This is a genomic window from Staphylococcus sp. GDY8P47P (genome assembly GCF_016892225.1).
Classification (GTDB): domain Bacteria; phylum Bacillota; class Bacilli; order Staphylococcales; family Staphylococcaceae; genus Staphylococcus; species Staphylococcus borealis.
In genome coordinates this window covers 1-22,580 of record NZ_JAFENV010000005.1, presented here as the reverse complement: position 1 = coordinate 22,580, position 22,580 = coordinate 1, and the positions used below count along the sequence as shown (strand labels likewise).

Below are 22,580 nucleotides of genomic sequence, written 5' to 3'. Positions count from 1 at the left end.
TTCACTCACTTCTAAACAACGTATGTTTGGAGGTGAGTTTTTTGTATAACGACCTATTCATTACATATTTTTTGAATCATACATTAGTATTTAGATACTATTAAAAGTATTTAGTTTAAGTAATCATTATTAAATTTTAGATAAATACTTTTTAGGAATAAAATGAAGGGAAAAGAAAAGTAATAATAATTTACTTAAGTGAGGTTTCAAAATGGATAAATATCAGTCTATGAGAGAATTGCAAAGTGAAACGATTGAGAATGAAGATTGGGAAATTGTCACTGATAATAGAGATAGCGAAATAACAATTCTAGCGATACATGGCGGTGGAATAGAACCTGCTACTACTGAACTTGCGCGTGTTATTGCTAATGATGGACAATTTAATTATTTTGCATTTAATGGTATGCGAACAAAAGGAAACAATGAGTTGCACGTAACATCTATTAATTATGATAATGACATTGCTATGGATTTAGTAAAAACAAGTGAACGTGCAATCACAATTCATGGATGTCTTGGTGAAGATGAAATCGCTTATATCGGTGGTAAAGATAATCTTTTAAAAGAGCGTATTGTTGAAGAATTAAGTCAAATTGGTATAGAAGTAAAAGAAGCACCTAGTCATATGTCTGGTACTCAAGATAATAATATCGTGAATTGTACAAAAAATGGTGTAGGTGTGCAAATAGAGTTAACGTCTAGTTTGAGAAAATCTTTATTCAAAAATAATAAGAGCAACCGTAAAAGTAGGTTGGACGAATCGAATTGGGACGATAAGATGTTTGATTTTAGTAAAGCAATTAATATAGCAATTACTGAAGGCAATTTTAATTAATGCGTGGTAGAATTAAAGTAATAGAATAGACTGAGGTGATTATTAATGCAAGATACATTAATGAGTATTCAAATCGTTCCAAAAACGCCTAACAACGAAGACGTTATACCGTATGTAGATGAGGCTATCAAAATCATAAATGATTCTGGTCTACATTTTAGAGTGGGTCCTCTTGAAACCACAGTTCAAGGCGATATGAGTGAATGTTTAATCCTAATTCAGAAATTACATGAACGAATGGTTGAATTAGAATGTCCAAGTATTATTAGTCAAGTTAAGTTTTATCATGTACCAGCTGGTATCACAATTGAAACGTTAACAGGAAAATATGATAGTGAATAAATGGCTTTTGAAGGGGCTAGGACATAAATAATATAATGATGTTATTTTGTAAATTCGCAGTAGCTAACTGAACTGAGAAGGCGCTTTAATCAAGCTTTTCTCAGTTCTAGTCAAGGGCCCCAACAAGTAGAGCATCATTAAGAATACTACAAGCAAAGCAAACTAGGAGTGGACGATGAATTTTAAAAGAATTCTGACTCACTCCTTTTTAAAATGACAAATTTATTAACTATTTTAACTCTTTTTGCACTTTATAATTAATTTTAATATAATGAACTAATGATATTAGGGCATATAGAAAGGAATTTTTTAAAGTGAATGAAGAACAAAGAAAAGCTGGTACGATAAATATCTTAAATGAGCGCGATAAGAAAGTAGAAAAAGATTATAGTAAATACTTCGAAAAAATTTATCAACCACCTAGTTTAAAAGAAGCACGTAAACGAGGTAAACAAGATATTAATTATAATCGCGATTTTCATATAGAAGACAAATACCAAGGAATGGGAAAAGGGCGTACATTCTTAATTAAAACATATGGTTGTCAAATGAATGCACACGATACAGAAGTAATGGCTGGGATTTTACAAGCTTTAGACTATACAGCTACAGATGATATAAATGAAGCGGATGTTATTTTGATTAATACTTGTGCAATTCGTGAAAATGCTGAGAATAAAGTTTTTAGTGAAATTGGTAACCTAAAACATTTAAAAAAGAATAGACCTGAAGCATTAATCGGTGTTTGTGGATGCATGTCTCAAGAAGAGTCAGTCGTAAATAAGATACTTAAGTCATATCAAAATGTAGATATGATTTTTGGTACACACAATATCCATAAATTACCAGAAATATTAGAAGAAGCATATCTTTCTAAAGCAATGGTTGTAGAAGTTTGGTCTAAAGAAGGCGACATTATTGAAAACCTACCAAAAGTTCGTGAAGGCAGTACGAAAGCATGGGTTAATATTATGTATGGTTGTGATAAATTCTGTACATATTGCATTGTGCCATTTACTAGAGGAAAAGAACGTAGTCGTAGACCAGAAGATATCATTGACGAAGTTCGTGGTTTAGCACGAGATGGTTATAAAGAAATCACTTTGCTTGGTCAGAATGTGAATTCATATGGTAAAGATATTAAGGATCTAGATTATGGATTAGGAGATTTATTAGAAGATATTTCTAAAATTGATATCCCAAGAGTACGTTTTACTACAAGTCATCCATGGGACTTTACGGATAGAATGATTGAAGTTATAGCTCAAGGTGGAAATATAGTGCCACATATCCATCTACCTGTGCAATCTGGAAATAATGCTGTATTAAAAATTATGGGACGTAAATATACGAGAGAAAGTTATTTAGATTTGGTACATAGAATTAAAAATGCCATTCCGAATGTCGCATTAACGACAGATATAATTGTTGGATATCCTAACGAAACCGAAGAACAATTCCAAGAAACACTATCATTATATGATGAGGTCCAATTTGAACATGCATATACGTACCTATATTCTCAAAGAGATGGTACGCCAGCTGCTAAAATGAAAGATAATGTACCTGAAGATGTGAAAAAAGAGCGCTTGCAACGTTTAAATAAAAAAGTAGGTCATTATTCTGAAAAAGCGATGAATCAATATGAAGGGCACACAGTAACTGTCTTATGTGAAGGTGTTAGTAAGAAAGATGATACGGTTCTAGCCGGTTATACTGAGAAGAATAAATTAGTAAACTTTAAAGGTCCACGTGAGGCAATCGGAAAATTAGTAGACGTTGAAATTGATGAAACAAAACAATATTCATTAAATGGTACATTCAAAGAATTTCATAGTGCGCCAATGGTGACTAATTAAATGTATAGCAAAGATGAAATTTTAAAACAAGCCGATCAACTCACAAATAAAATTAAAGATTTAGACCTTATAAAATCATATCAAAATATAGAAAAACAAATTCATGACAATCGTAATATTGAAAATAAAATGAACCGTTTAAAAAAACAACAAAAGCAGTCAGTTAATTTTCAAAATTACGGTAAACAACATGCCTATCAACAATCAGAAGATGAGATTGAAGCTTTAGAACATGAAATTAATGAATTACCAATAGTTGAGGAATTTCGCTCTGCACAATATGAAGCGAATGATTTATTACAACTGATGATAAGTACTATGGAAGATCGTTTAAACGAACATAATGAAGATGAACATAAGGAATAATATAAGAAAGGGATAAGCACTATGAACAATAGAAAACTAACACTTACAGCATTGTTGATTGCCACTAACGTTGTGTTAAGTAGTTTTATTATCATTCCATTGGGACCTATAAAAGCAGCACCTGTGCAACATTTTATCAATGTATTATGTGCAGTATTTGTGGGACCATGGTATGGTTTAGCTCAAGCACTCATCTCATCGATCTTAAGAAATTTATTTGGCACTGGTAGCTTTTTCGCATTTCCAGGAAGTATGATTGGTGTACTTTTAGCCAGTGTGTTTTATATGTACAGGAAACATATTTTTATGGCTGCTGTTGGTGAAGTAATTGGTACTGGTATAATAGGAAGTTTGTTATGTATTCCAATGGCATGGTTCTTAGGCATGCAAGATTTCTTTGTTAAACCATTAATGATAGCGTTTATTATTTCAAGTTTTATAGGTGCTGCGATTAGTTATTTCTTACTTTTTATGTTGAAAAAACGAGGATTACTGGATAAGTTTAAAAAATAATACTTTGTGAATGAAGAGTTGTTTTAATTAATTTGAGATTATCATTTTCAAAAGAAAGAGGCAGACGTATAAAAAATGTCTATATTCTTAATTTTGTTATGATAATCTTTTTTTATTGATCATTGTGATAAATAAATTTTGCAATATTATATAAAGTTAAATTAAATGAACTCACGAGCGTTGTAACATTTCATATGTTAAAATATATAAGTTAAAAGTACGTTATAATTCGGAAAAATATAGTAAGGTTGTGAAAATATGTCGAATACGACACCGATGATGCAACAATATTTGAAAATTAAATCGCGATACCAAGATTGTTTATTATTCTTTAGATTAGGCGATTTTTATGAAATGTTTTTTGAGGATGCAAAAGAAGCGTCTAGAGTATTAGAAATTACATTGACTAAAAGAGATGCTAAAAAAGAAAACCCAATTCCTATGTGTGGCGTACCTTATCACTCTGCGAATAGCTATATTGAAACGTTAATAAATAATGGCTACAAAGTAGCAATATGTGAACAAATGGAAGATCCTAAGCAAACGAAAGGTATGGTAAAACGAGAAGTAGTTAGAGTAGTAACACCTGGAACAGTAATGGAACAAGGTGGTATGGATGAGAACCAAAATAACTATATTTTAAGTTTTATTAAACAAGATAGTAACTATGCCTTAAGTTATTGTGATATTTCAACTGGTGAATTAAAAGCTACTCAAATTGAAGATGAAGATACTTTAATAAATGAAATTGTAACGATAAATCCTAACGAAATCGTTGTTAATCAAGAAATTGATGAAAGCCTTAAAAAACAAATCTATTTAACAACAGAAACAATAACTGTTAGAGAAACAATTTCGGATGCTTCATATGAGGTTAATCAACTAACTGATCATCATACGTATCAAGCTACTCAATTATTACTCGACTATGTATATCATACACAAAAGAGAGATCTATCTCATTTAGAGAGTGCAATCACATATGCTGCAGTTGATTTCATGAAGATGGATTACTACGCTAAAAGAAATTTAGAATTAACTGAAAGTATAAGATTAAAATCTAAAAAAGGCACGCTTTTATGGTTAATGGATGAAACGAAAACACCAATGGGGGCGCGTCGACTTAAGCAATGGATAGACAGACCTTTAATTAATAAAGAAAGAGTAGAAGAGAGACTAAATATAGTTGAATCATTCATGAATCACTTCATTGAAAGAGATACGTTACGAGGTTATTTAAATCAAGTTTATGATATAGAACGATTAGTTGGTCGCGTAAGTTATGGTAACGTCAATGCACGTGATTTAATTCAACTTAAACATTCAATTTCTGAGATTCCTAATATTAAAGCACTTCTCGAAAGTATGAATGACGTTGCAACAAACCAATTTAGTTCTCTTGAACCATTAGAAGATTTATTACAGGTATTAGAAGACAGTTTAATTGAAGAACCACCTATTTCCATTAAAGATGGTGGCTTGTTTAAACATGGCTTTAGTAAACAATTAGATGAATTCTTAGAGGCCTCTAAAAATGGTAAAGATTGGTTGGCACAGTTACAAGCTAAAGAACGAGAGCGAACAGGAATTAAATCACTTAAAATTAGCTACAACAAAGTATTTGGATATTTTATAGAAATTACACGAGCAAACTTACAAGGATTTGAACCGAATGAATATGGTTATCACCGTAAGCAAACTTTATCAAATGCTGAGCGTTTTATAACAGATGAGTTAAAAGAAAAAGAAGATATTATTTTAGGTGCTGAAGATAAAGCAGTAGAACTTGAGTATCAACTTTTTGTTCGTTTAAGAGAACATATTAAAACTTATACGGAAAGACTTCAAAAGCAGGCTAAAATTATTTCTGAACTTGATTGCTTGCAAAGTTTTGCTGAAATTGCACAAAAATACAACTATGTTAGACCTGAATTTAGTGATAATAAAACATTAAAATTAGAAAACTCACGTCACCCTGTGGTTGAACGTGTAATGGACTATAATGACTACGTTCCTAATGATTGTGAATTAGACAAAGACAACTTTATTTATCTTATCACTGGTCCTAATATGTCAGGTAAGTCAACTTACATGAGACAGGTTGCAATCATCAGTATTATGGCTCAAATGGGGGCATATGTTCCATGTGATAAGGCAACATTGCCAATATTTGATCAAATCTTTACTCGAATTGGTGCTGCAGATGATTTAGTATCAGGGAAAAGTACATTTATGGTAGAGATGTTAGAAGCACAAAAAGCATTAACATATGCGACTGAAAATAGTTTAATCATTTTCGATGAAATTGGTAGAGGTACTTCGACGTATGATGGCTTAGCTTTAGCCCAAGCCATGATTGAGTATGTTGCTCAAACGTCTCACGCAAAAACGTTATTCTCAACGCATTATCATGAATTAACTACATTAGATCAAGCACTACCAAGCCTTAAAAATGTACATGTTGCCGCTGATGAATATCAAGGAGAGTTAATCTTCTTACATAAAGTAAAAGATGGGGCTGTTGATGATAGTTATGGTATTCAAGTAGCTAAACTGGCTAACCTACCAGATGAAGTGATTAATCGTGCGCAAGTTATTTTAGATGCTTTCGAACAACATCAAAACGCCAATGATTATGAAGAAACTAGTAATTCAGTGCTTAAGGAATCGGTGTCAGTCGATAGCCACGATATTAACGCTACACAAAATAAAAAAGATAGCGATAAAAAAGTACAAACTGACAATCATGCAACAAGCAATGAATTTGAACAAGCATCATTTAATCTATTCGATTCAGAACCAACAGTAAGTGAAATCGAAGAAGAGATTAAAAAACTTAATATATCAAATATGACACCGATTGAAGCATTACTTAAACTAAGTGAATTACAAAATCAATTGAGATAGAGGTGTTGGAAAATGGGCAAAATTAAGGAACTACAAACGTCTCTTGCGAATAAAATAGCAGCTGGTGAAGTAGTAGAGCGTCCAAGCTCAGTTGTGAAAGAATTGTTAGAAAATGCAATCGATGCACAATCTACTGAAATTAATATTGAAGTAGAACAATCAGGCATTTCTTCTATCAGAGTCGTAGATAATGGTACTGGTATTGAACAAGATGACTTAGATTTAGTATTTCATAGACATGCAACAAGTAAGTTAGATGCAGATGATGATTTATTTCACATTAGAACATTAGGTTTTCGTGGTGAGGCATTAGCAAGTATATCTTCAGTAGCTAAAGTTACGCTTAAGACGTGTACAGATAGTGAGAATGGTCATGAAATCTATGCCGAAAATGGCGAAATTTTAAGTCGTAAACCAGCTAAAGCTAAAAAAGGTACCGACATCACAGTAGCATCACTATTCTACAATACACCAGCTCGCCTAAAATATATAAAAAGTTTATATACAGAGTTAGGCAAAATTACAGATATCGTCAATCGTATGGCAATGAGTCATCCCGATATACGTATTTCTTTAATATCAGATGGAAAAACATTGTTGAAAACTAACGGTTCCGGTAAAACAAATGAAGTTATGGCTGAAATCTATGGTATAAAAGTTGCAAAAGATTTAGTACATATTCAAGGTGATACGAGTGATTATCACTTAGAAGGTTTCGTAGCTAAACCAGAGCACTCAAGAAGTAATAAGCATTATATTTCAATATTTATTAATGGCAGATATATTAAAAACTTTGTACTCAATAAGGCAATTATTGAAGGGTATCATACACTACTTACAATTGGACGTTATCCGATTTGTTACTTAAATATCGAAATGGATCCAATACTTGTAGATGTGAATGTTCATCCAACGAAATTAGAAGTCAGATTATCAAAAGAAGAACAATTATATCAATTAATTGTTGAGAAAATTCGAGAGGCTTTCAAGGATAGAATTTTAATTCCGCAAAATAATTTGGATAGAAGACCTAAAAAAAATAAAGTATTAAATCAATTTGAACAGCAAAAAATAGACTTTGAGAGACGTCAACAGAAATTGAATCAAGAGACTGCGACTCCAACCTATAAGACATCTAGTGATTTTAATGACGATAACTTAAATGAAGCAAATTATGAGTACGATGGTCCAGATAATAAAGATAGCATAAATGAAAGTACGAAAAGCATCGTTCACAATAATAAACGCGCCGATGACAAAGATTACTTCCAAATTCAAAAAGAAATTTTGAATGAAATGGATAGTGATACGACTAACCCAGATAATCAGGATATAAATTACGCAACAAAAGGCGCATCAGAAGCCAATATGAGTGATGAAATAGCGCCAAAAGATCTACAAGCACTATATCAACCACAAGATAGCAATGATATTAAAGGAAAGGTAAGTAACACACCATCGCGACGTGTTCCATATATGGAAGTTGTCGGCCAGGTACATGGTACATATATTATTGCGCAAAATGAAAACGGCATGTTTATGATTGATCAGCATGCTGCTCAAGAACGTATTAAATATGAATATTTTAGAGAAAAAATTGGCGAAGTGACGAATGAAGTCCAAGATTTGTTGATACCATTAACCTTTCACTTTTCAAAAGATGAACAAATGATTATAGACCAATATCAGGAAGAATTAGACAAAGTAGGCGTTCATTTAGAGCACTTTGGCGGTCATGATTATATCGTGAATAGTTACCCTGTTTGGTTCCCAAAAGCGGAAGCGGAAGAAATTATTCAAGATATGGTTGAATTGGTATTAAATGATAAAAAAATAAGTGTAAAAAAAATGCGTGAAGATGCTGCGATTATGATGAGTTGTAAGAAATCAATTAAGGCAAATCATTATTTAAAAAATAATGAGATGGCGGATTTGATTGATCAATTACGTGAAGCGGAAGACCCATTCACATGTCCGCACGGCAGACCTATTATCATCAACTTCTCGAATTATGAACTAGAAAAACTATTTAAACGCGTCATGTAGAGAGGAAAATGCTTATGAAAGAATACGTTTTACCTGCGATACGGAATATGAAAGACTTAGAGAAATTAATAAAAACAGATTATAAAATATGTGTGCTATTAGATATGCATATTGGTCATTTGAAAAGTGTTATGGCGCTGTTAAAGGCGAATCAAATTGAAGCCTATATTCATATCGATTTAATTAAGGGTATGGCTGTCGATGAATATGCTTGTGAATATATCATTCAAACATATAGTCCTAAAGGAATCGTTTCTACCAAATCTAAAGTAATTCAAAAAGCTAAATCGTTAAATAAGTTAACGATTTTCAGGGTGTTTATTATAGATAGTCAAGCCTTAAGTAGAAGTATTAACTTAATTAAGAAAGTTGAGCCTGATTATGTAGAAGTATTACCTGGTATAGCGCATAAAGTTGTTAAAATCATTGATGAAGAAACTGCTTCAAAAGTCATTGCTGGTGGTTTGATTAATGAAGAAAGCGAAATAACTCAGGCACTTAATAGCGGTGCGAGCTACGTTACAACCAGTAACCGTGCATTATGGTAATTCGTACCGCCATCAATCCAACTTCCTTCTTAATTTTATAAAAATGAGAACAATCAATTTTTAGGATTACTTAAATGTGACAAAATTTCAACGAAAGTATTGACAACGCTTACAAACTTTCTGTATGATTTAAACAAGTTAATATTAAGATTAAGAGACGAAGAGATTTCTGCAATGCCTTTATTAGCGCTTTTGTAGGAATCTTTTTGTCTTATAGGAGGATTCATCATGAATGTTTATTTAGCAGAATTTTTAGGTACTGCTATTCTAATTCTTTTCGGTGGTGGCGTTTGTGCTAACGTTAATTTGAAGCGAAGCGCTGGTCAGGACTCTGACTGGATCGTTATTGCAGCAGGTTGGGGACTAGCTGTATCAATGGGTGTTTACGCAGTTGGAAAATTTTCAGGAGCACATTTAAATCCAGCGGTGACTATTGCTTTAGCGATGGACGGCGGTTTTAGTTGGGCGCAAGTACCAGGTTACATAATCTGTCAAATGCTTGGAGGTATTGTAGGTGGTGTGCTCGTTTGGTTAATGTATTTACCACATTGGAAAGCAACAGAAGATAAAGGTGCGAAGTTAGGTGTATTTTCTACAGCGCCAGCAATTAAGAACTATTTTGCAAACTTTTTGAGTGAAATTATTGGTACAGCGATTCTTTGCTTAGGTATTTTATTTATTGGTGTTAATAAAATTGCCGATGGATTAAATCCGCTTATCGTTGGTGCCTTAATCGTTGCAATTGGGCTAAGTTTAGGTGGTCCTACTGGATATGCCATCAATCCTGCACGTGATTTAGGACCAAGAATTGCACATGCAATGCTACCAATAGCTGGTAAAGGTGGTTCTAACTGGGGCTATGCTATAGTACCTGTATTGGGGCCTATTGCAGGAGGCATGTTAGGAGCAGTTATTTATAAAGTCTTCTACAAAGGACAATTTGATTTGATTTGTGCAGTTGGTATTTTACTAGTTATCGTTACATTAGTGCTTGGTTTGGCACTGAATAAAGCTAATAAATCAAATGATATTGAATCAATTTATTAATTAATATCTTACATTTATGATTATTTTTTTGGAAAAGTGCTATAACTATAGTACACTTCCTTAATATTTAAATTCTTTAACAATTGTTTATTCATATAGCAGAAAGGGAGAAAATTTATGGAAAAATACATCATGTCGATAGACCAAGGAACAACAAGTTCAAGAGCTATCTTATTTGATAAAGAAGGCGACATCAAAGGTGTTGCACAAAGAGAATTCAAACAATACTTCCCTAAATCAGGTTGGGTAGAACACGACGCTAATGAAATTTGGACTTCAGTATTAGCAGTTATGGCAGAAGTGTTAAATGAAAATGAAATTAACGCTGATCAAGTTGAGGGTATTGGTATTACAAACCAACGTGAAACGACAGTTATTTGGGATAAAAATACAGGACGTCCAATCTATCATGCAATTGTATGGCAATCTCGTCAAACACAAGCAATCTGTCATGAATTAAAAGAGCAAGGACATGAAGAAACGTTCCGTAATAAAACAGGTTTATTATTAGACCCATACTTTGCTGGAACGAAGGTGAAATGGATTCTTGATAACGTTGATGGCGCTAGAGAAAAAGCGGAAAATGGCGACTTATTATTTGGTACAATTGATACTTGGCTCGTGTGGAAATTGTCTGGTGGAGAAGCACATATTACAGACTATTCAAATGCAAGTCGTACACTAATGTATAATATTTATGATTTAAAATGGGATGAAGAACTTCTTGAATTATTAAGTGTACCTAAACAATTGTTACCAGAAGTTAAACCATCTAGTGAAATTTACGCACATACAAGAGACTATCATTTCTTTGGCCAAAAAGTACCGATTTCAGGTATCGCTGGTGACCAACAAGCTGCACTATTTGGACAAGCATGTTTCGAACGTGGAGATGTGAAAAACACGTATGGTACTGGTGGCTTTATGTTAATGAATACTGGCGAAGAACCAGTTAAATCTGAAAGTGGATTATTAACTACTATTGCGTATGGTTTAGATGGTAAAGTTAATTATGCACTTGAAGGCTCTATCTTTGTTTCAGGATCAGCAATCCAATGGTTACGTGATGGTTTAAGAATTATAAATTCAGCGCCTCAATCTGAGAACTATGCGACTCGCGTTGATTCTACTGATAATGTTTATTTCGTACCAGCATTCGTTGGATTAGGTACGCCTTACTGGGATTCAGAAGCAAGAGGTGCCATCTTCGGTTTGAGCCGTGGTACTGAAAAAGAACACTTCATTCGAGCAACATTAGAATCATTATGTTATCAAACACGTGATGTTATGGAAGCGATGTCTAAAGATTCTAAAATTGAAGTGAACAATTTACGTGTTGATGGCGGTGCAGTTAAAAATAACTTTATCATGCAATTCCAAGCAGATATTGTTAATACTGCAGTAGAGCGCCCAGAAATTCAAGAAACTACAGCATTAGGCGCTGCTTATTTAGCGGGGTTAGCAGTTGGTTTCTGGGATAGTAAAGATGAAATCGCAAATAGATGGCAATTAGAAACAGAATTTACACCACAGATGTCTGAAGAAGACAGAACTAAGTTATATAAAGGTTGGAAAAAAGCAGTTGAAGCTACTCAGGTCTTTAAATTAGAAGATTAATCTCTAAACATGGCTTAGTTTATTGAAGTGTGATATGATTAAATTAAGTTAATAAATTAGTCGAGATTTGAGAGACCTGTTTCATATAGTTTGATTCTGTATGGATAGGTCTCTCTTTTTTCACAAAAATAAAATGTCGGAGGGGTATATTTATGGCTTTATCAACTTTAAATAGAGAAGTAATTAAGAAAAATTTACAAAATGAAGAATATGATGTCGTAATCATCGGAGGCGGTATCACAGGTGCAGGGATTGCGTTAGATGCGTCTCAACGTGGTATGAAAGTAGCATTAGTAGAAATGCAAGATTTTGCTCAAGGTACAAGTTCACGTTCTACTAAATTAGTTCATGGTGGATTAAGATATTTAAAACAAGCACAAATCAAAGTTGTAGCTGAAACTGGTAAAGAACGTGCGATTGTTTATGAAAATGGTCCACACGTAACGACACCAGAATGGATGTTACTACCAATGCACAAAGGTGGTACTTTCGGTAAATTCACAACAAACTTAGGTTTAACAGCATATGATCGCTTAGCCGGTGTAAAAAAATACGAACGTAAAAAAATGTTGAGTAAAAAACAAACATTAAACAAAGAACCATTAGTGAAAAAAGATGGTTTAAAAGGTGGCGGTTATTATGTTGAATACCGTACTGATGATGCGCGTTTAACAATTGAAGTTATGAAACGTGCCGAAGAAAATGGTGCAGAAGTTTTAAATCATACGAAATCAACCGATTTCATTTATGATGCAAAATCTAAAGTGAGAGGTATTGAAGTTCAAGATTTATTAACTGGTGAAATGTACCAAATCAATGCTAAAAAAGTCATTAACGCTGCAGGCCCTTGGGTAGATGAAGTTCGTAAAAAAGATTACACGCGTAACAATAAACAATTACGTTTAACTAAAGGTGTTCATGTTGTCATTGATCAATCTAAATTCCCGTTAAGACAAGCGGTTTATTTCGATACTGAAAAAGATGGACGAATGATTTTTGCCATTCCACGTGAAGGTAAAGCGTATGTCGGAACAACCGACACGTTCTATGATAATGACAAAACAAAACCATTAACAACACAAGAAGATAGAGACTATCTTATTGATGCAATTAACTATATGTTCCCAGACGTAAATGTAAAAGATGAAGATATCGAATCAACTTGGGCCGGAGTTAGACCGTTAATATTAGAAGATGGAAAAGATCCTTCTGAAATTTCACGTAAAGATGAAATTTGGGAAGGTAAATCAGGTCTTTTAACAATTGCTGGTGGTAAATTAACAGGTTACCGTCACATGGCTTTAGAAATTGTCGATTTATTAGCAAAACGTTTAAAACAAGAATACAAATTAACATTTGATGATTGTAAAACGAAACATACACCGATTTCTGGTGGTGATGTAGGCGGAAGTGCAAACTTTGAAAATTACGTAGCACGTAAAGTTGAAGAAGGTAAGGCAATTGGTCTTCAAGCTGATGTTGCTGAACGTTTAGCTTCTAAATATGGTTCTAACGTTGATAAATTATTTAACATTGCACAAATAGCACAAGACAAAACACTAAATTTACCACTAGAAATGTACGTTGAATTAGTATATAGCGTTCAAAATGAAATGGTTTATAAACCAACAGATTTCTTAATTCGTAGAACAGGTAAATTGTATTTCAATATTAACCAAGTAAAACAATATAAAGATGCAGTCGTTGAAGAGCTTGCTAAATTACTGAATTATACTCAAAGTCAACGCAATGAATTTACTAAAGAAATTAATATTGCGATTGAAGAAGCAACACACGGCAATGAACAACTTGCGGTTCTAAAATAAAATTTAAAATAGATGTTTTAAGAATTTAACACATATATGCGTGTATTAAATGAAACATCAAAGTCATTAAAAATATGAATATTTAGTAACTGACTGAACTGAGCGCGTACTTAAATTAAGGTTTCTCAGTTCAAGTCATCCTTGCGGGGGTAGGACAACGATTTTAAAAAATTCTGTTCTACTCCCGCTTTAGTGTTTTAAAAGTAAGATTATTGGCGGAGACATCTCACTTAAGAGAATTTCACTGGAAAATGTCACTAATATAGAGTGATTTTACAGGCAAAATAAGATGGGGAGGACAACGATTTCAAGATGAATTCAGACTTGCTCCTATAAAGATGCAATTGAAGTTGTTAAAATGAGTCTAACAATTTGATAACATTAAGAATGACAGGTATATTTAAAGGAATATAGGACATTAAGGTTAAGTAATTAATTTTGCAAGGAGGCATATGCGTGAGTCAACAATCATTCAAAATTACCGTTGAAGACGGCACTATGATAGAAGTTAAAGTAGATAAAGCGAAGATAGCAACATTTGGTGTCGTTCATATCTTTCACGGAATGGCTGAGCATATGGATCGTTACGAATCACTTGTGCAGGCATTAACGCATCAAGGATACGATGTGATACGACACAATCATCGAGGTCACGGTATCGATATAGATGAAAGTGAAAGAGGTCATTACAATGACATGCATACCATAGCCCAAGATGCTTATGAAATAGCTCAAACACTCCATAGTTCAGATAGCAATATTCCATATATCATTTTAGGACATTCAATGGGTTCAATTATTGCTCGTTTGTTCGTAGAGAAATATCCAGATGTTGCACAAGGCTTAATACTTACAGGTACTGGTCAATATCCTAAATACAAAGGAATTCCAGCTATAATTTCGTTAAAATTAATCACACTTATTTGTGGAAAGCGTAACCGATTAGAGTGGATGAATCAATTTGTTTATAAATCATTTAATAAGAAAATAGATCAACCTGAAACAAAGAGTGATTGGCTATCCTCTAAGCGTGATGAAATTAACAAATTTGTTAACGATGATTATACGGGTTTCTTAGTATCTAACCAATTAATCTATCAAACAGTGAAACATATGATAAGTACGGCTAATAATAAGCAACTCAAAAAAATGAACGCTCAGTTACCAATACTACTTATCTCTGGTAAGGAGGATCCATTTGGTGACTATGGTAAAGGTATACGGAAGTTGGGAAAAAAATTCAAACGTGCAGACATCAATCATATAACAGTTCAACTTTATGCGAATAGAAGACATGAAATTTTATTTGAAGATGATAAGGAAATGATATGGACGCATATGTTTGACTGGATTCAGAAACAAGTAATAAAGAAAAATTGAAGTGAGGGATAACGATTGAACGACGTCAATAAACCATTTTTAGTGGTTATAGTCGGACCAACCGCGTCTGGTAAGACAGAATTGAGTATTGAATTAGCAAAACGCATCAATGGTGAAATCATTAGTGGGGATTCTATGCAAGTATATAAACAAATGGATATCGGTACAGCTAAGGTGACGAATGAAGAAATGGATGGCATCCCCCATTATATGATTGATATTTTAAATCCAGATGACTCATTTTCAGCGTATGATTTCAAACAACAAGCACAAAGTTTGATTAAAGATATAACTGCTAGGGGCAAGGTTCCTATTATAGCTGGAGGTACGGGATTATATATTCAATCATTAATTTATGATTATCCATTCGAAGATGAGTCCGTTTCAAAAGAAGTTGAAGTGCAAACCAAGTCTAAATTGCAAGCATTAGAACCATTGACTAATCAAGAAGTGCATGATTATTTGGCGACATTTGATCCACAATCAGCACAAGATATACATCCCAATAATAGAAAAAGGGTGTATAGAGCGATTGAATATTACTTAAATACAAAAAAACTTATAAGTTCTCGCAAGAAAGTGCAACAATTTACAGAAAATTATGATACATTATTAATAGGGATTGAAATGTCGCGCAAAACATTATATTCAAGAATAAATAAACGTGTAGATATTATGTTGGGCCACGGATTATTTAATGAAGTGAAGAACCTAGTAGAACAGGGTTATGAATCTACTCAAAGTATGCAAGCAATTGGATATAAAGAGCTGGTACCTGTTGTAAATGGTGAGTTATCAATAGACCAAGCAGTTGAAACATTAAAACAACATTCAAGACAATATGCTAAGCGACAATTGACATGGTTCAAGAATAAATTACATGTTCAATGGTTTGATAGAGAGACAATGACACTTCAAATGATGTTAGATGAGATTACAACCCAAATAAATAAAAGGAGTTCTAAACATGATTGCAAACCACAACATCCAAGATCAAGCACTAGAGAACTTTAAAGCACAACAAACAGAAGTTACAGTTTTCTTTTTAAACGGCTTTCAAATGAAAGGTGTTATTGAAGACTTTGACAAATATGTTGTCAGCTTAGTTTCTCAAGGTAAACAACATTTGATATACAAACATGCGATCAGCACATTTACTGTGGAAACTGAAGTTACAGATTCTAATGAACCAGTAAATAGTGAAGAATAAGTTGTAATTAAAGTGCAACGTTGCAAGTTCTTAAGAGCGTAGACAACGGTCTTAATGACAGTGTGACTTGTAATAAACTCATCATATTTTAGCACTTTTGACAAATAGAGGAATGTTTGTAATATAAAAAGCTACATTATAGAGNNTATAATGTAGCTTTTTATCGTAGTTTAATTAAATGTTAATCTATAATAATTTTTCGATATCTTTTTCAATTTGAACTGGTTTCTTTTGAGGAGAGAAACGACTCACGACGTTTCCTTCACGATCAACTAAAAATTTTGTGAAGTTCCATTTAATTTTTTCGCTTAACATACCTTTAGCTGCATCAGTTAAGAAGCGGAATAAAGGATGTTGATTTTCCCCTTTAACGTCTACTTTTTCATGGATTGGGAATGTTACGCCATAGTTAATTTTACAATTTTGGTTAGCTTCAGCACCTGAACCAGGTTCTTGCCCACCAAATTGATTACATGGAAAACCTAAAATAACAAAACCCTGGTCTTTATATTTCTCATACAATGCTTGTAAACCCTCAAATTGTGGCGTGAAACCACATTCACTTGCAGTGTTAACAATTAGCATTACTTTGCCTTTGTATTCTTCTAATTTATAATCTTCACCATTAGATTTTTGTACCACAAAGTCATATATATTTTCCATAGTATCACCCTTTCGATATAAGAATAATGTAACATAATTTTAGTAGATAGTCTTTGAATAGACACTGTGATAGAATATTTGAGAAACACATTAGAAGGAGATGTATAACGTGACACAGCGTATGACACACGCGACAAAGAAAAAGTTGGAAACTGCTGTATTAGTCGGTGTACATGCTCAAAATGATAATGAATTTAATTTCGATTCAACAATGGAAGAATTAAAAGCTTTATCATTAACTTGTCAGCTTGATGTTAAAGGACAGGTCACTCAAAATAGAGAACAAGTCGATCATAAGTATTACGTTGGTAAAGGTAAAATTGACGAATTAAAAGCTTTTATTGAGTTCCATGATATAGATGTCGTAGTGACCAATGATGAGTTAACTACCGCACAATCAAAAACATTAAATGATAATTTGGGCATAAAAATTATCGATAGAACACAGTTGATTTTAGAAATTTTTGCATTGAGAGCAAGTAGTCGTGAAGGTAAATTGCAAGTAGAGTTAGCGCAATTAGATTATTTATTACCAAGACTTCAAGGGCATGGTAAAAGCTTATCACGACTTGGTGGTGGCATAGGTACACGAGGTCCTGGTGAGACGAAATTAGAAATGGATAGACGTCACATTCGTACACGTATGAATGAAATTAAACATCAATTACAAACTGTAGTGGAACATAGGGAACGTTACCGTAATAAACGCGAACAAAATCAAGTCTTTCAAATTGCGCTCGTTGGTTATACGAATGCAGGTAAGTCATCGTGGTTTAATGTATTGTCAGGTGAAGAAACATTTGAGAAAGATTTACTCTTTGCGACGTTAGATCCTAAAACACGTCAAATTCAAATTAATGAAGGATTTAATTTAATTATTTCAGATACTGTTGGATTTATTCAAAAATTACCAACGACATTAATCGCTGCCTTTAAATCTACGTTAGAAGAAGCAAAAGGTGCGGATTTATTATTACATGTCGTAGATGCGAGTCATTCAGAGTACCGTTCTCAATATGATACAGTTAATCAATTAATTAATGATTTAGATATGAGTCACATACCTCAAGCAGTTATATTTAATAAGAAAGATCAATGTAGTGACAGTGATGATAGTCCAGTATCTGCATCACCATCCATTTTTGTCTCTAGTCGAGTTGAAGGGGATAAATCAAAGGTTAAGGCGTTTTTAATCGCGCAAGTGAAAGCCGCATTGTCATATTATGAAGAGAAGGTTCCTAGTACAAATGCAGATAGACTTTATTTCTTGAAGCAGCATACGCTAATTGAAGAAATGAATTTTGATCCTAAAAATGAGGATTATGTGATTACTGGATATAAAAAACAATAAAAGGAAGTATGTAAGAATGTCAGATATTTCATCATTGGTTAAAGACGTAGAGGAAACGTTATCACCATATTTTAAACAAATAGAAGAAATTGCATATTTAAATCAAGAAAAAGTTTTAAATGCCTTTCATTACGTTAAAGCTACAGAAAGTGATTTAGTAGGGAGTACAGGCTATGGATATGATGATTTTGGTCGGGATCATCTTGAAGATATCTATGCCCATACATTTAAAGCTGAAGATGCGATTGTACGCCCACAAATAATTTCAGGCACACATGCGATTACTTTAGCGCTGCAAAGTACACTTAAATTCGGCGATGAACTATTATATATTACTGGAAGTCCATACGATACGTTACTTGAAGTGATTGGTGTAAATGGTAATGGTATTGAAAGTTTAAAAGAACATGGAATTGAATATAATGAAGTACCTTTAAAAGAAGGGCAAATAGATATTCAGTCCACACTTGAAGCAATTTCAGAAAAGACAAAAGTAGTAGCCATTCAACGTTCCAAAGGCTATGACCAAAGACCTTCCATCGCTATCAAAGAAATTGAGACAGCAATTCAAGCTATTAAAGCACGATACCCAAATATTATAATCTTTGTGGATAATTGTTACGGAGAATTTGTCGAAGAACGTGAACCTATTGAAGTTGGTGCAGACTTGATAGCAGGTTCATTAATTAAGAATCCAGGTGGCGGTTTAGCTAAGATAGGTGGTTATATCGCAGGACGTAAAGATTTAATCGAACGTTGTGGCTATCGATTAACAGCGCCAGGAATTGGTAAAGAAGCAGGTGCATCATTGTATTCGTTACAAGAGATGTATCAAGGCTTCTTCTTAGCACCACATGTAGTTAGTCAAAGCTTGAAAGGTGCATTGTTTACGAGCTTATTATTAGAAAAAATGAATATGCAAACAGTTCCTAAATATAATGTCAAACGTACGGATTTAATACAGACCGTACAATTTGATACGAAAGAACAAATGATAGCATTTTGCCAAAGTATACAACACGCTTCACCAATCAATGCACATTTCAGCCCGGAACCAAGCTATATGCCGGGTTATGAAGATGATGTAATTATGGCTGCTGGTACTTTTGTTCAAGGGTCTTCAATTGAATTGTCAGCAGATGGACCGATAAGACCGCCATATGAAGCATATGTTCAAGGTGGATTAACTTATGAACATGTTAAACTAGCTGTTACTCGTGCAGTTACTAATTTGAAGGAACAAAACTTAATATAGATGCTTAATGGGAGTGGTACAGAATTTTTTACATTCGTCGTCCGCTCCCATCTTGCTTTACTTGTGGAATTTCTTAATGAAATTCTCTTTGTTGGGGCACCGCCCGCAAGGATAACTAGAACTGAGAAAAGCTTGATTAAAGCGCCTTCTCAGTTCAGTCAGCTACTGCGAATTTGCGAAGTAGCACCATTATATTATTTATGTCACAGCCTCTTTTTTTAAAAAATATTATATAAATGAGTCTATATTACCTATTGAAAAGAGCTTGAAATTAATATTAAATTTAGTTTTAAAATTTTCATGTAAGAAAACCTAACATATTTTTGTAATACGATTAAAACTATGCTAAATTAATATCAAGTTCAAAAGTAGAGGTGAGGTTATGAATGTCTAACGATAAAATCAGACGTAATATGGCCGTGTTCTCTATGAGTGTTGTTTGTAAATTAACAGAACTCACTGCAAGACAAATCCGCTACTATGAAACACATGAACTTGTCATGCCCGAGCGTACAGAAGGAAACAAGCGATTATTTTCGTTAAATGATTTAGAACGTCTTCTTGAAATTAAATCTTTGATTGAGAAAGGATTTAACCTTAAAGGGATTAAGCAAATCATAACTAATAATCAAGGGCATCTTACATCAGATGAACAAGAGATTAGAAAAAGAATGATTGTTGACGCAACGCAGAAACCACACGGTGAAGCTTTGCCAATAAATCGTGGCGATTTATCACGGTTTATTAAATAAATTTTTGGAGGATTTCTACCATGCCTAAACGTACATTTAGTAAAGACGATATTCGTAAGTTTGCAAAAGAAGAAAACGTTAGATACTTAAGATTACAATTTACAGATATCTTAGGTACAATCAAAAACGTTGAAGTACCAGTTAGCCAATTAGAAAAAGTATTAGATAACGAAATGATGTTTGATGGTTCATCAATCGAAGGTTTCGTACGTATCGAAGAATCTGACATGTATTTATGCCCAGATTTAGATACTTGGGTTATCTTCCCTTGGACTGCTGGTCAAGGTAAAGTAGCTCGTTTAATTTGTGATGTATATACGACTGATGGTGAACCATTTGCTGGTGACCCACGTAACAACTTAAAACGTGTGTTAAAAGAAATGGAAGATATGGGCTATACAGATTTCAACTTAGGGCCTGAACCTGAATTCTTCTTATTTAAATTAGACGAAAAAGGTGAACCAACATTAGAACTAAATGATAATGGTGGTTACTTCGATTTAGCACCAACAGACTTAGGTGAAAATTGCCGTCGTGACATCGTATTAGAACTTGAAGATATGGGATTCGATATCGAAGCAAGTCACCACGAAGTTGCGCCAGGACAACATGAAATTGACTTTAAATATGCAGATGCGATTACTGCTTGTGATAATATCCAAACATTTAAATTAGTTGTTAAAACAATCGCACGTAAGCATAATTTACATGCAACATTCATGCCAAAACCATTATTCGGTGTTAACGGAAGCGGAATGCACTTCAACGTATCATTATTTAAAGGTAAAGAAAATGCATTCTACGATCCAAATGGTGAAATGCAATTAACTGAAGATGCTTATCACTTTACTGCAGGTATCTTAAATAATGCACGTGGATTTACAGCTGTGTGTAACCCATTAGTAAACTCTTATAAACGTTTAGTTCCTGGTTACGAAGCACCTTGTTATATCGCTTGGAGTGGTAAAAACCGTTCACCATTAGTACGTGTGCCATCTTCAAGAGGCTTATCAACTCGTATTGAAGTACGTTCAGTAGACCCAGCTGCTAACCCTTACATGGCATTAGCAACAATCCTACAAGCTGGTTTAGATGGTATTAAGAACAAAACTAAAGTTCCAGAACCAGTTAACCAAAATATTTATGAAATGAACCGTGAAGAACGTGAAGCTGTAGGTATCCAAGACTTACCTTCAACACTTTACACTGCTTTAAAAGCTATGCGTGAAAATGACACAGTTAAACAAGCGTTAGGTAATCACATTTACAATCAATTTATAAACTCTAAATCAATTGAATGGGATTATTACCGTACTCAAGTGTCTGAATGGGAACGCGATCAATACATGAAACAATATTAATTCGCTAAGCAAATCGGGGAAAGACTTAGTGGTATAAGGAGTTAAGGCATTTTGCCTTAGCTTCTTTTTTTGTATAAAAAGTGGGCAACTAATAGATAAAATAGTATTCTCTTATACTAAAATGGCAACTACTGGACAACTAGATTATGGCAAGATATGGCTTTAGTTCAAAAAGAAGTGGAAAAAACGACGAGCAATGTATTACTTAGAGGGAGACATCCTAATGAGTATGTATCTGAGTTTAAAAAGCAAACCAATTCCACTACTTATAATGCTGGTAGATTATTAGTTACTGAATCAGCACGTGTTCAGGCTGAATCACAGAAGCTAACTTATCTAAAAGAATTAGGTGAAGATGGCGAATATAAATATGTGGCCAAAATAGACAAAAAAACATCTAAAATATGCCACTCTTTAAATGGCAAAGTATTTAAAGTTAAAGATATGATACCTGGCATAAATGCTCCACTATGCACCCTTGGTGTGGAAGTACTACAGTACCGCATGTGGGAAACTGGCGGGATAAATTCTATACTGAACGTAAAGATAAATATCGGATACAGGATAATGTAATAGAAAAGAAAAATTACAAGGAAAGCAAAAAAAGCTTGATATAATACGTAGTGGTAAAATAAAAGTAGAAATTAATCTAGAAAAACAAAATAGACATTGTAAAAATCAGTCAAGTCCAGACTCCTG

General features: G+C 33.5%; 19 protein-coding genes and 1 pseudogene. 19 read left to right on the top strand and 1 reads right to left on the bottom strand.

What is annotated here, in order from left to right:
• Nucleotides 1–211: 211 nt before the first annotated feature.
• From JVV30_RS00170 to hfq, 14 genes are all read left to right on the top strand, one after another.
• On the top strand, nt 212–838 hold the full coding sequence (locus tag JVV30_RS00170; RefSeq protein ID WP_070855549.1) for a poly-gamma-glutamate hydrolase family protein: 627 nt from the start codon (nt 212–214) through the stop codon (nt 836–838).
• A gap of 45 nt (nt 839–883) precedes the next feature.
• Complete coding sequence (locus JVV30_RS00165; protein WP_053029347.1) at nt 884–1,180, top strand: thiamine-binding protein; 297 nt, start codon at nt 884–886, stop codon at nt 1,178–1,180.
• Between the two features lie 314 nt (nt 1,181–1,494).
• The gene (miaB, locus tag JVV30_RS00160) at nt 1,495–3,039 is read left to right on the top strand and encodes a tRNA (N6-isopentenyl adenosine(37)-C2)-methylthiotransferase MiaB (RefSeq protein ID WP_070855550.1); all 1,545 of its coding nucleotides are present in this window, start codon (nt 1,495–1,497) and stop codon (nt 3,037–3,039) included.
• A complete protein-coding gene (locus tag JVV30_RS00155; protein ID WP_070855551.1) occupies nt 3,040–3,405 on the top strand; it encodes a YlbF/YmcA family competence regulator in 366 nt (121 codons plus the stop codon). It begins immediately after the preceding gene.
• A gap of 21 nt (nt 3,406–3,426) precedes the next feature.
• Nucleotides 3,427–3,918: an energy coupling factor transporter S component ThiW gene (gene thiW / locus JVV30_RS00150; RefSeq protein ID WP_053029350.1), complete on the top strand. Its 492-nt coding sequence runs from the start codon at nt 3,427–3,429 to the stop codon at nt 3,916–3,918.
• A gap of 258 nt (nt 3,919–4,176) precedes the next feature.
• Entirely contained in the window at nt 4,177–6,825 is a 2,649-nt protein-coding gene (gene mutS / locus JVV30_RS00145; RefSeq protein ID WP_070855552.1) for a DNA mismatch repair protein MutS, read from the top strand.
• A gap of 12 nt (nt 6,826–6,837) precedes the next feature.
• Complete coding sequence (gene mutL / locus JVV30_RS00140) at nt 6,838–8,871, top strand: DNA mismatch repair endonuclease MutL (RefSeq protein WP_070855553.1); 2,034 nt, start codon at nt 6,838–6,840, stop codon at nt 8,869–8,871.
• Nucleotides 8,872–8,885: 14 nt separating this feature from the next.
• Complete coding sequence (locus JVV30_RS00135; RefSeq protein ID WP_053029353.1) at nt 8,886–9,419, top strand: glycerol-3-phosphate responsive antiterminator; 534 nt, start codon at nt 8,886–8,888, stop codon at nt 9,417–9,419.
• A 228-nt stretch (nt 9,420–9,647) separates the two neighbouring features.
• Complete coding sequence (locus tag JVV30_RS00130) at nt 9,648–10,466, top strand: MIP/aquaporin family protein (RefSeq protein ID WP_053029354.1); 819 nt, start codon at nt 9,648–9,650, stop codon at nt 10,464–10,466.
• A gap of 117 nt (nt 10,467–10,583) precedes the next feature.
• Nucleotides 10,584–12,083, top strand: coding sequence for a glycerol kinase GlpK (gene glpK, locus JVV30_RS00125; protein WP_053029355.1), 1,500 nt, complete (start codon nt 10,584–10,586; stop codon nt 12,081–12,083).
• Between the two features lie 152 nt (nt 12,084–12,235).
• Nucleotides 12,236–13,909 carry a glycerol-3-phosphate dehydrogenase/oxidase gene (locus tag JVV30_RS00120; RefSeq protein ID WP_053029356.1) on the top strand — a complete coding sequence of 558 codons (1,674 nt, stop codon included), beginning with the start codon at nt 12,236–12,238 and terminating at the stop codon, nt 13,907–13,909.
• A gap of 456 nt (nt 13,910–14,365) precedes the next feature.
• The gene (locus JVV30_RS00115) at nt 14,366–15,289 is read left to right on the top strand and encodes an alpha/beta fold hydrolase (RefSeq protein WP_204192893.1); all 924 of its coding nucleotides are present in this window, start codon (nt 14,366–14,368) and stop codon (nt 15,287–15,289) included.
• Nucleotides 15,290–15,304: 15 nt separating this feature from the next.
• The gene (miaA, locus tag JVV30_RS00110; protein ID WP_070855555.1) at nt 15,305–16,303 is read left to right on the top strand and encodes a tRNA (adenosine(37)-N6)-dimethylallyltransferase MiaA; all 999 of its coding nucleotides are present in this window, start codon (nt 15,305–15,307) and stop codon (nt 16,301–16,303) included.
• Nucleotides 16,257–16,499, top strand: a complete 243-nt coding sequence (hfq, locus tag JVV30_RS00105) for an RNA chaperone Hfq (RefSeq protein ID WP_053029359.1) — start codon at nt 16,257–16,259, stop codon at nt 16,497–16,499. The genes miaA and hfq overlap by 47 nt, the downstream gene beginning before the upstream one ends.
• A gap of 186 nt (nt 16,500–16,685) precedes the next feature.
• Here hfq and JVV30_RS00100 read toward each other — a convergent pair whose 3' ends face one another.
• Nucleotides 16,686–17,162 (bottom strand): glutathione peroxidase, encoded by a 477-nt coding sequence (locus tag JVV30_RS00100; RefSeq protein WP_070855556.1) that lies wholly within the window; start codon nt 17,160–17,162, stop codon nt 16,686–16,688.
• A gap of 121 nt (nt 17,163–17,283) precedes the next feature.
• On the opposite strand from JVV30_RS00100, the gene hflX reads away from it, so the two are divergent.
• The 5 genes and pseudogenes from hflX to JVV30_RS00075 all read left to right on the top strand — a co-directional run.
• Nucleotides 17,284–18,513 (top strand): GTPase HflX, encoded by a 1,230-nt coding sequence (hflX, locus tag JVV30_RS00095; RefSeq protein WP_371106765.1) that lies wholly within the window; start codon nt 17,284–17,286, stop codon nt 18,511–18,513.
• Between the two features lie 16 nt (nt 18,514–18,529).
• Nucleotides 18,530–19,768, top strand: coding sequence for a methionine gamma-lyase family protein (locus tag JVV30_RS00090; protein WP_204192891.1), 1,239 nt, complete (start codon nt 18,530–18,532; stop codon nt 19,766–19,768).
• Between the two features lie 386 nt (nt 19,769–20,154).
• Nucleotides 20,155–20,520 carry a MerR family transcriptional regulator gene (locus tag JVV30_RS00085; protein WP_053029363.1) on the top strand — a complete coding sequence of 122 codons (366 nt, stop codon included), beginning with the start codon at nt 20,155–20,157 and terminating at the stop codon, nt 20,518–20,520.
• A gap of 20 nt (nt 20,521–20,540) precedes the next feature.
• A complete protein-coding gene (gene glnA, locus JVV30_RS00080) occupies nt 20,541–21,881 on the top strand; it encodes a type I glutamate--ammonia ligase (protein ID WP_070855558.1) in 1,341 nt (446 codons plus the stop codon).
• 123 nt (nt 21,882–22,004) lie between these two features.
• Nucleotides 22,005–22,580: pseudogene (locus JVV30_RS00075) on the top strand (minor capsid protein); the annotation flags it as partial.

Excerpts from the sequence above, each read along its gene's own strand:
- JVV30_RS00100 (WP_070855556.1), bottom strand. The coding sequence starts at position 17,162 with ATGGAAAATATATATGACTTTGTGGTACAAAAATCTAATGGTGAAGAT.
- mutL (WP_070855553.1), top strand. The coding sequence starts at position 6,838 with ATGGGCAAAATTAAGGAACTACAAACGTCTCTTGCGAATAAAATAGCA.
- thiW (WP_053029350.1), top strand. The coding sequence starts at position 3,427 with ATGAACAATAGAAAACTAACACTTACAGCATTGTTGATTGCCACTAAC.
- JVV30_RS00165 (WP_053029347.1), top strand. The coding sequence starts at position 884 with ATGCAAGATACATTAATGAGTATTCAAATCGTTCCAAAAACGCCTAAC.
- JVV30_RS00135 (WP_053029353.1), top strand. The coding sequence starts at position 8,886 with ATGAAAGAATACGTTTTACCTGCGATACGGAATATGAAAGACTTAGAG.
- glpK (WP_053029355.1), top strand. The coding sequence starts at position 10,584 with ATGGAAAAATACATCATGTCGATAGACCAAGGAACAACAAGTTCAAGA.
- hfq (WP_053029359.1), top strand. The coding sequence starts at position 16,257 with ATGATTGCAAACCACAACATCCAAGATCAAGCACTAGAGAACTTTAAA.
- JVV30_RS00130 (WP_053029354.1), top strand. The coding sequence starts at position 9,648 with ATGAATGTTTATTTAGCAGAATTTTTAGGTACTGCTATTCTAATTCTT.
- mutS (WP_070855552.1), top strand. The coding sequence starts at position 4,177 with ATGTCGAATACGACACCGATGATGCAACAATATTTGAAAATTAAATCG.
- JVV30_RS00155 (WP_070855551.1), top strand. The coding sequence starts at position 3,040 with ATGTATAGCAAAGATGAAATTTTAAAACAAGCCGATCAACTCACAAAT.
- glnA (WP_070855558.1), top strand. The coding sequence starts at position 20,541 with ATGCCTAAACGTACATTTAGTAAAGACGATATTCGTAAGTTTGCAAAA.
- JVV30_RS00170 (WP_070855549.1), top strand. The coding sequence starts at position 212 with ATGGATAAATATCAGTCTATGAGAGAATTGCAAAGTGAAACGATTGAG.
- hflX (WP_371106765.1), top strand. The coding sequence starts at position 17,284 with ATGACACACGCGACAAAGAAAAAGTTGGAAACTGCTGTATTAGTCGGT.
- JVV30_RS00085 (WP_053029363.1), top strand. The coding sequence starts at position 20,155 with ATGTCTAACGATAAAATCAGACGTAATATGGCCGTGTTCTCTATGAGT.
- JVV30_RS00090 (WP_204192891.1), top strand. The coding sequence starts at position 18,530 with ATGTCAGATATTTCATCATTGGTTAAAGACGTAGAGGAAACGTTATCA.
- JVV30_RS00120 (WP_053029356.1), top strand. The coding sequence starts at position 12,236 with ATGGCTTTATCAACTTTAAATAGAGAAGTAATTAAGAAAAATTTACAA.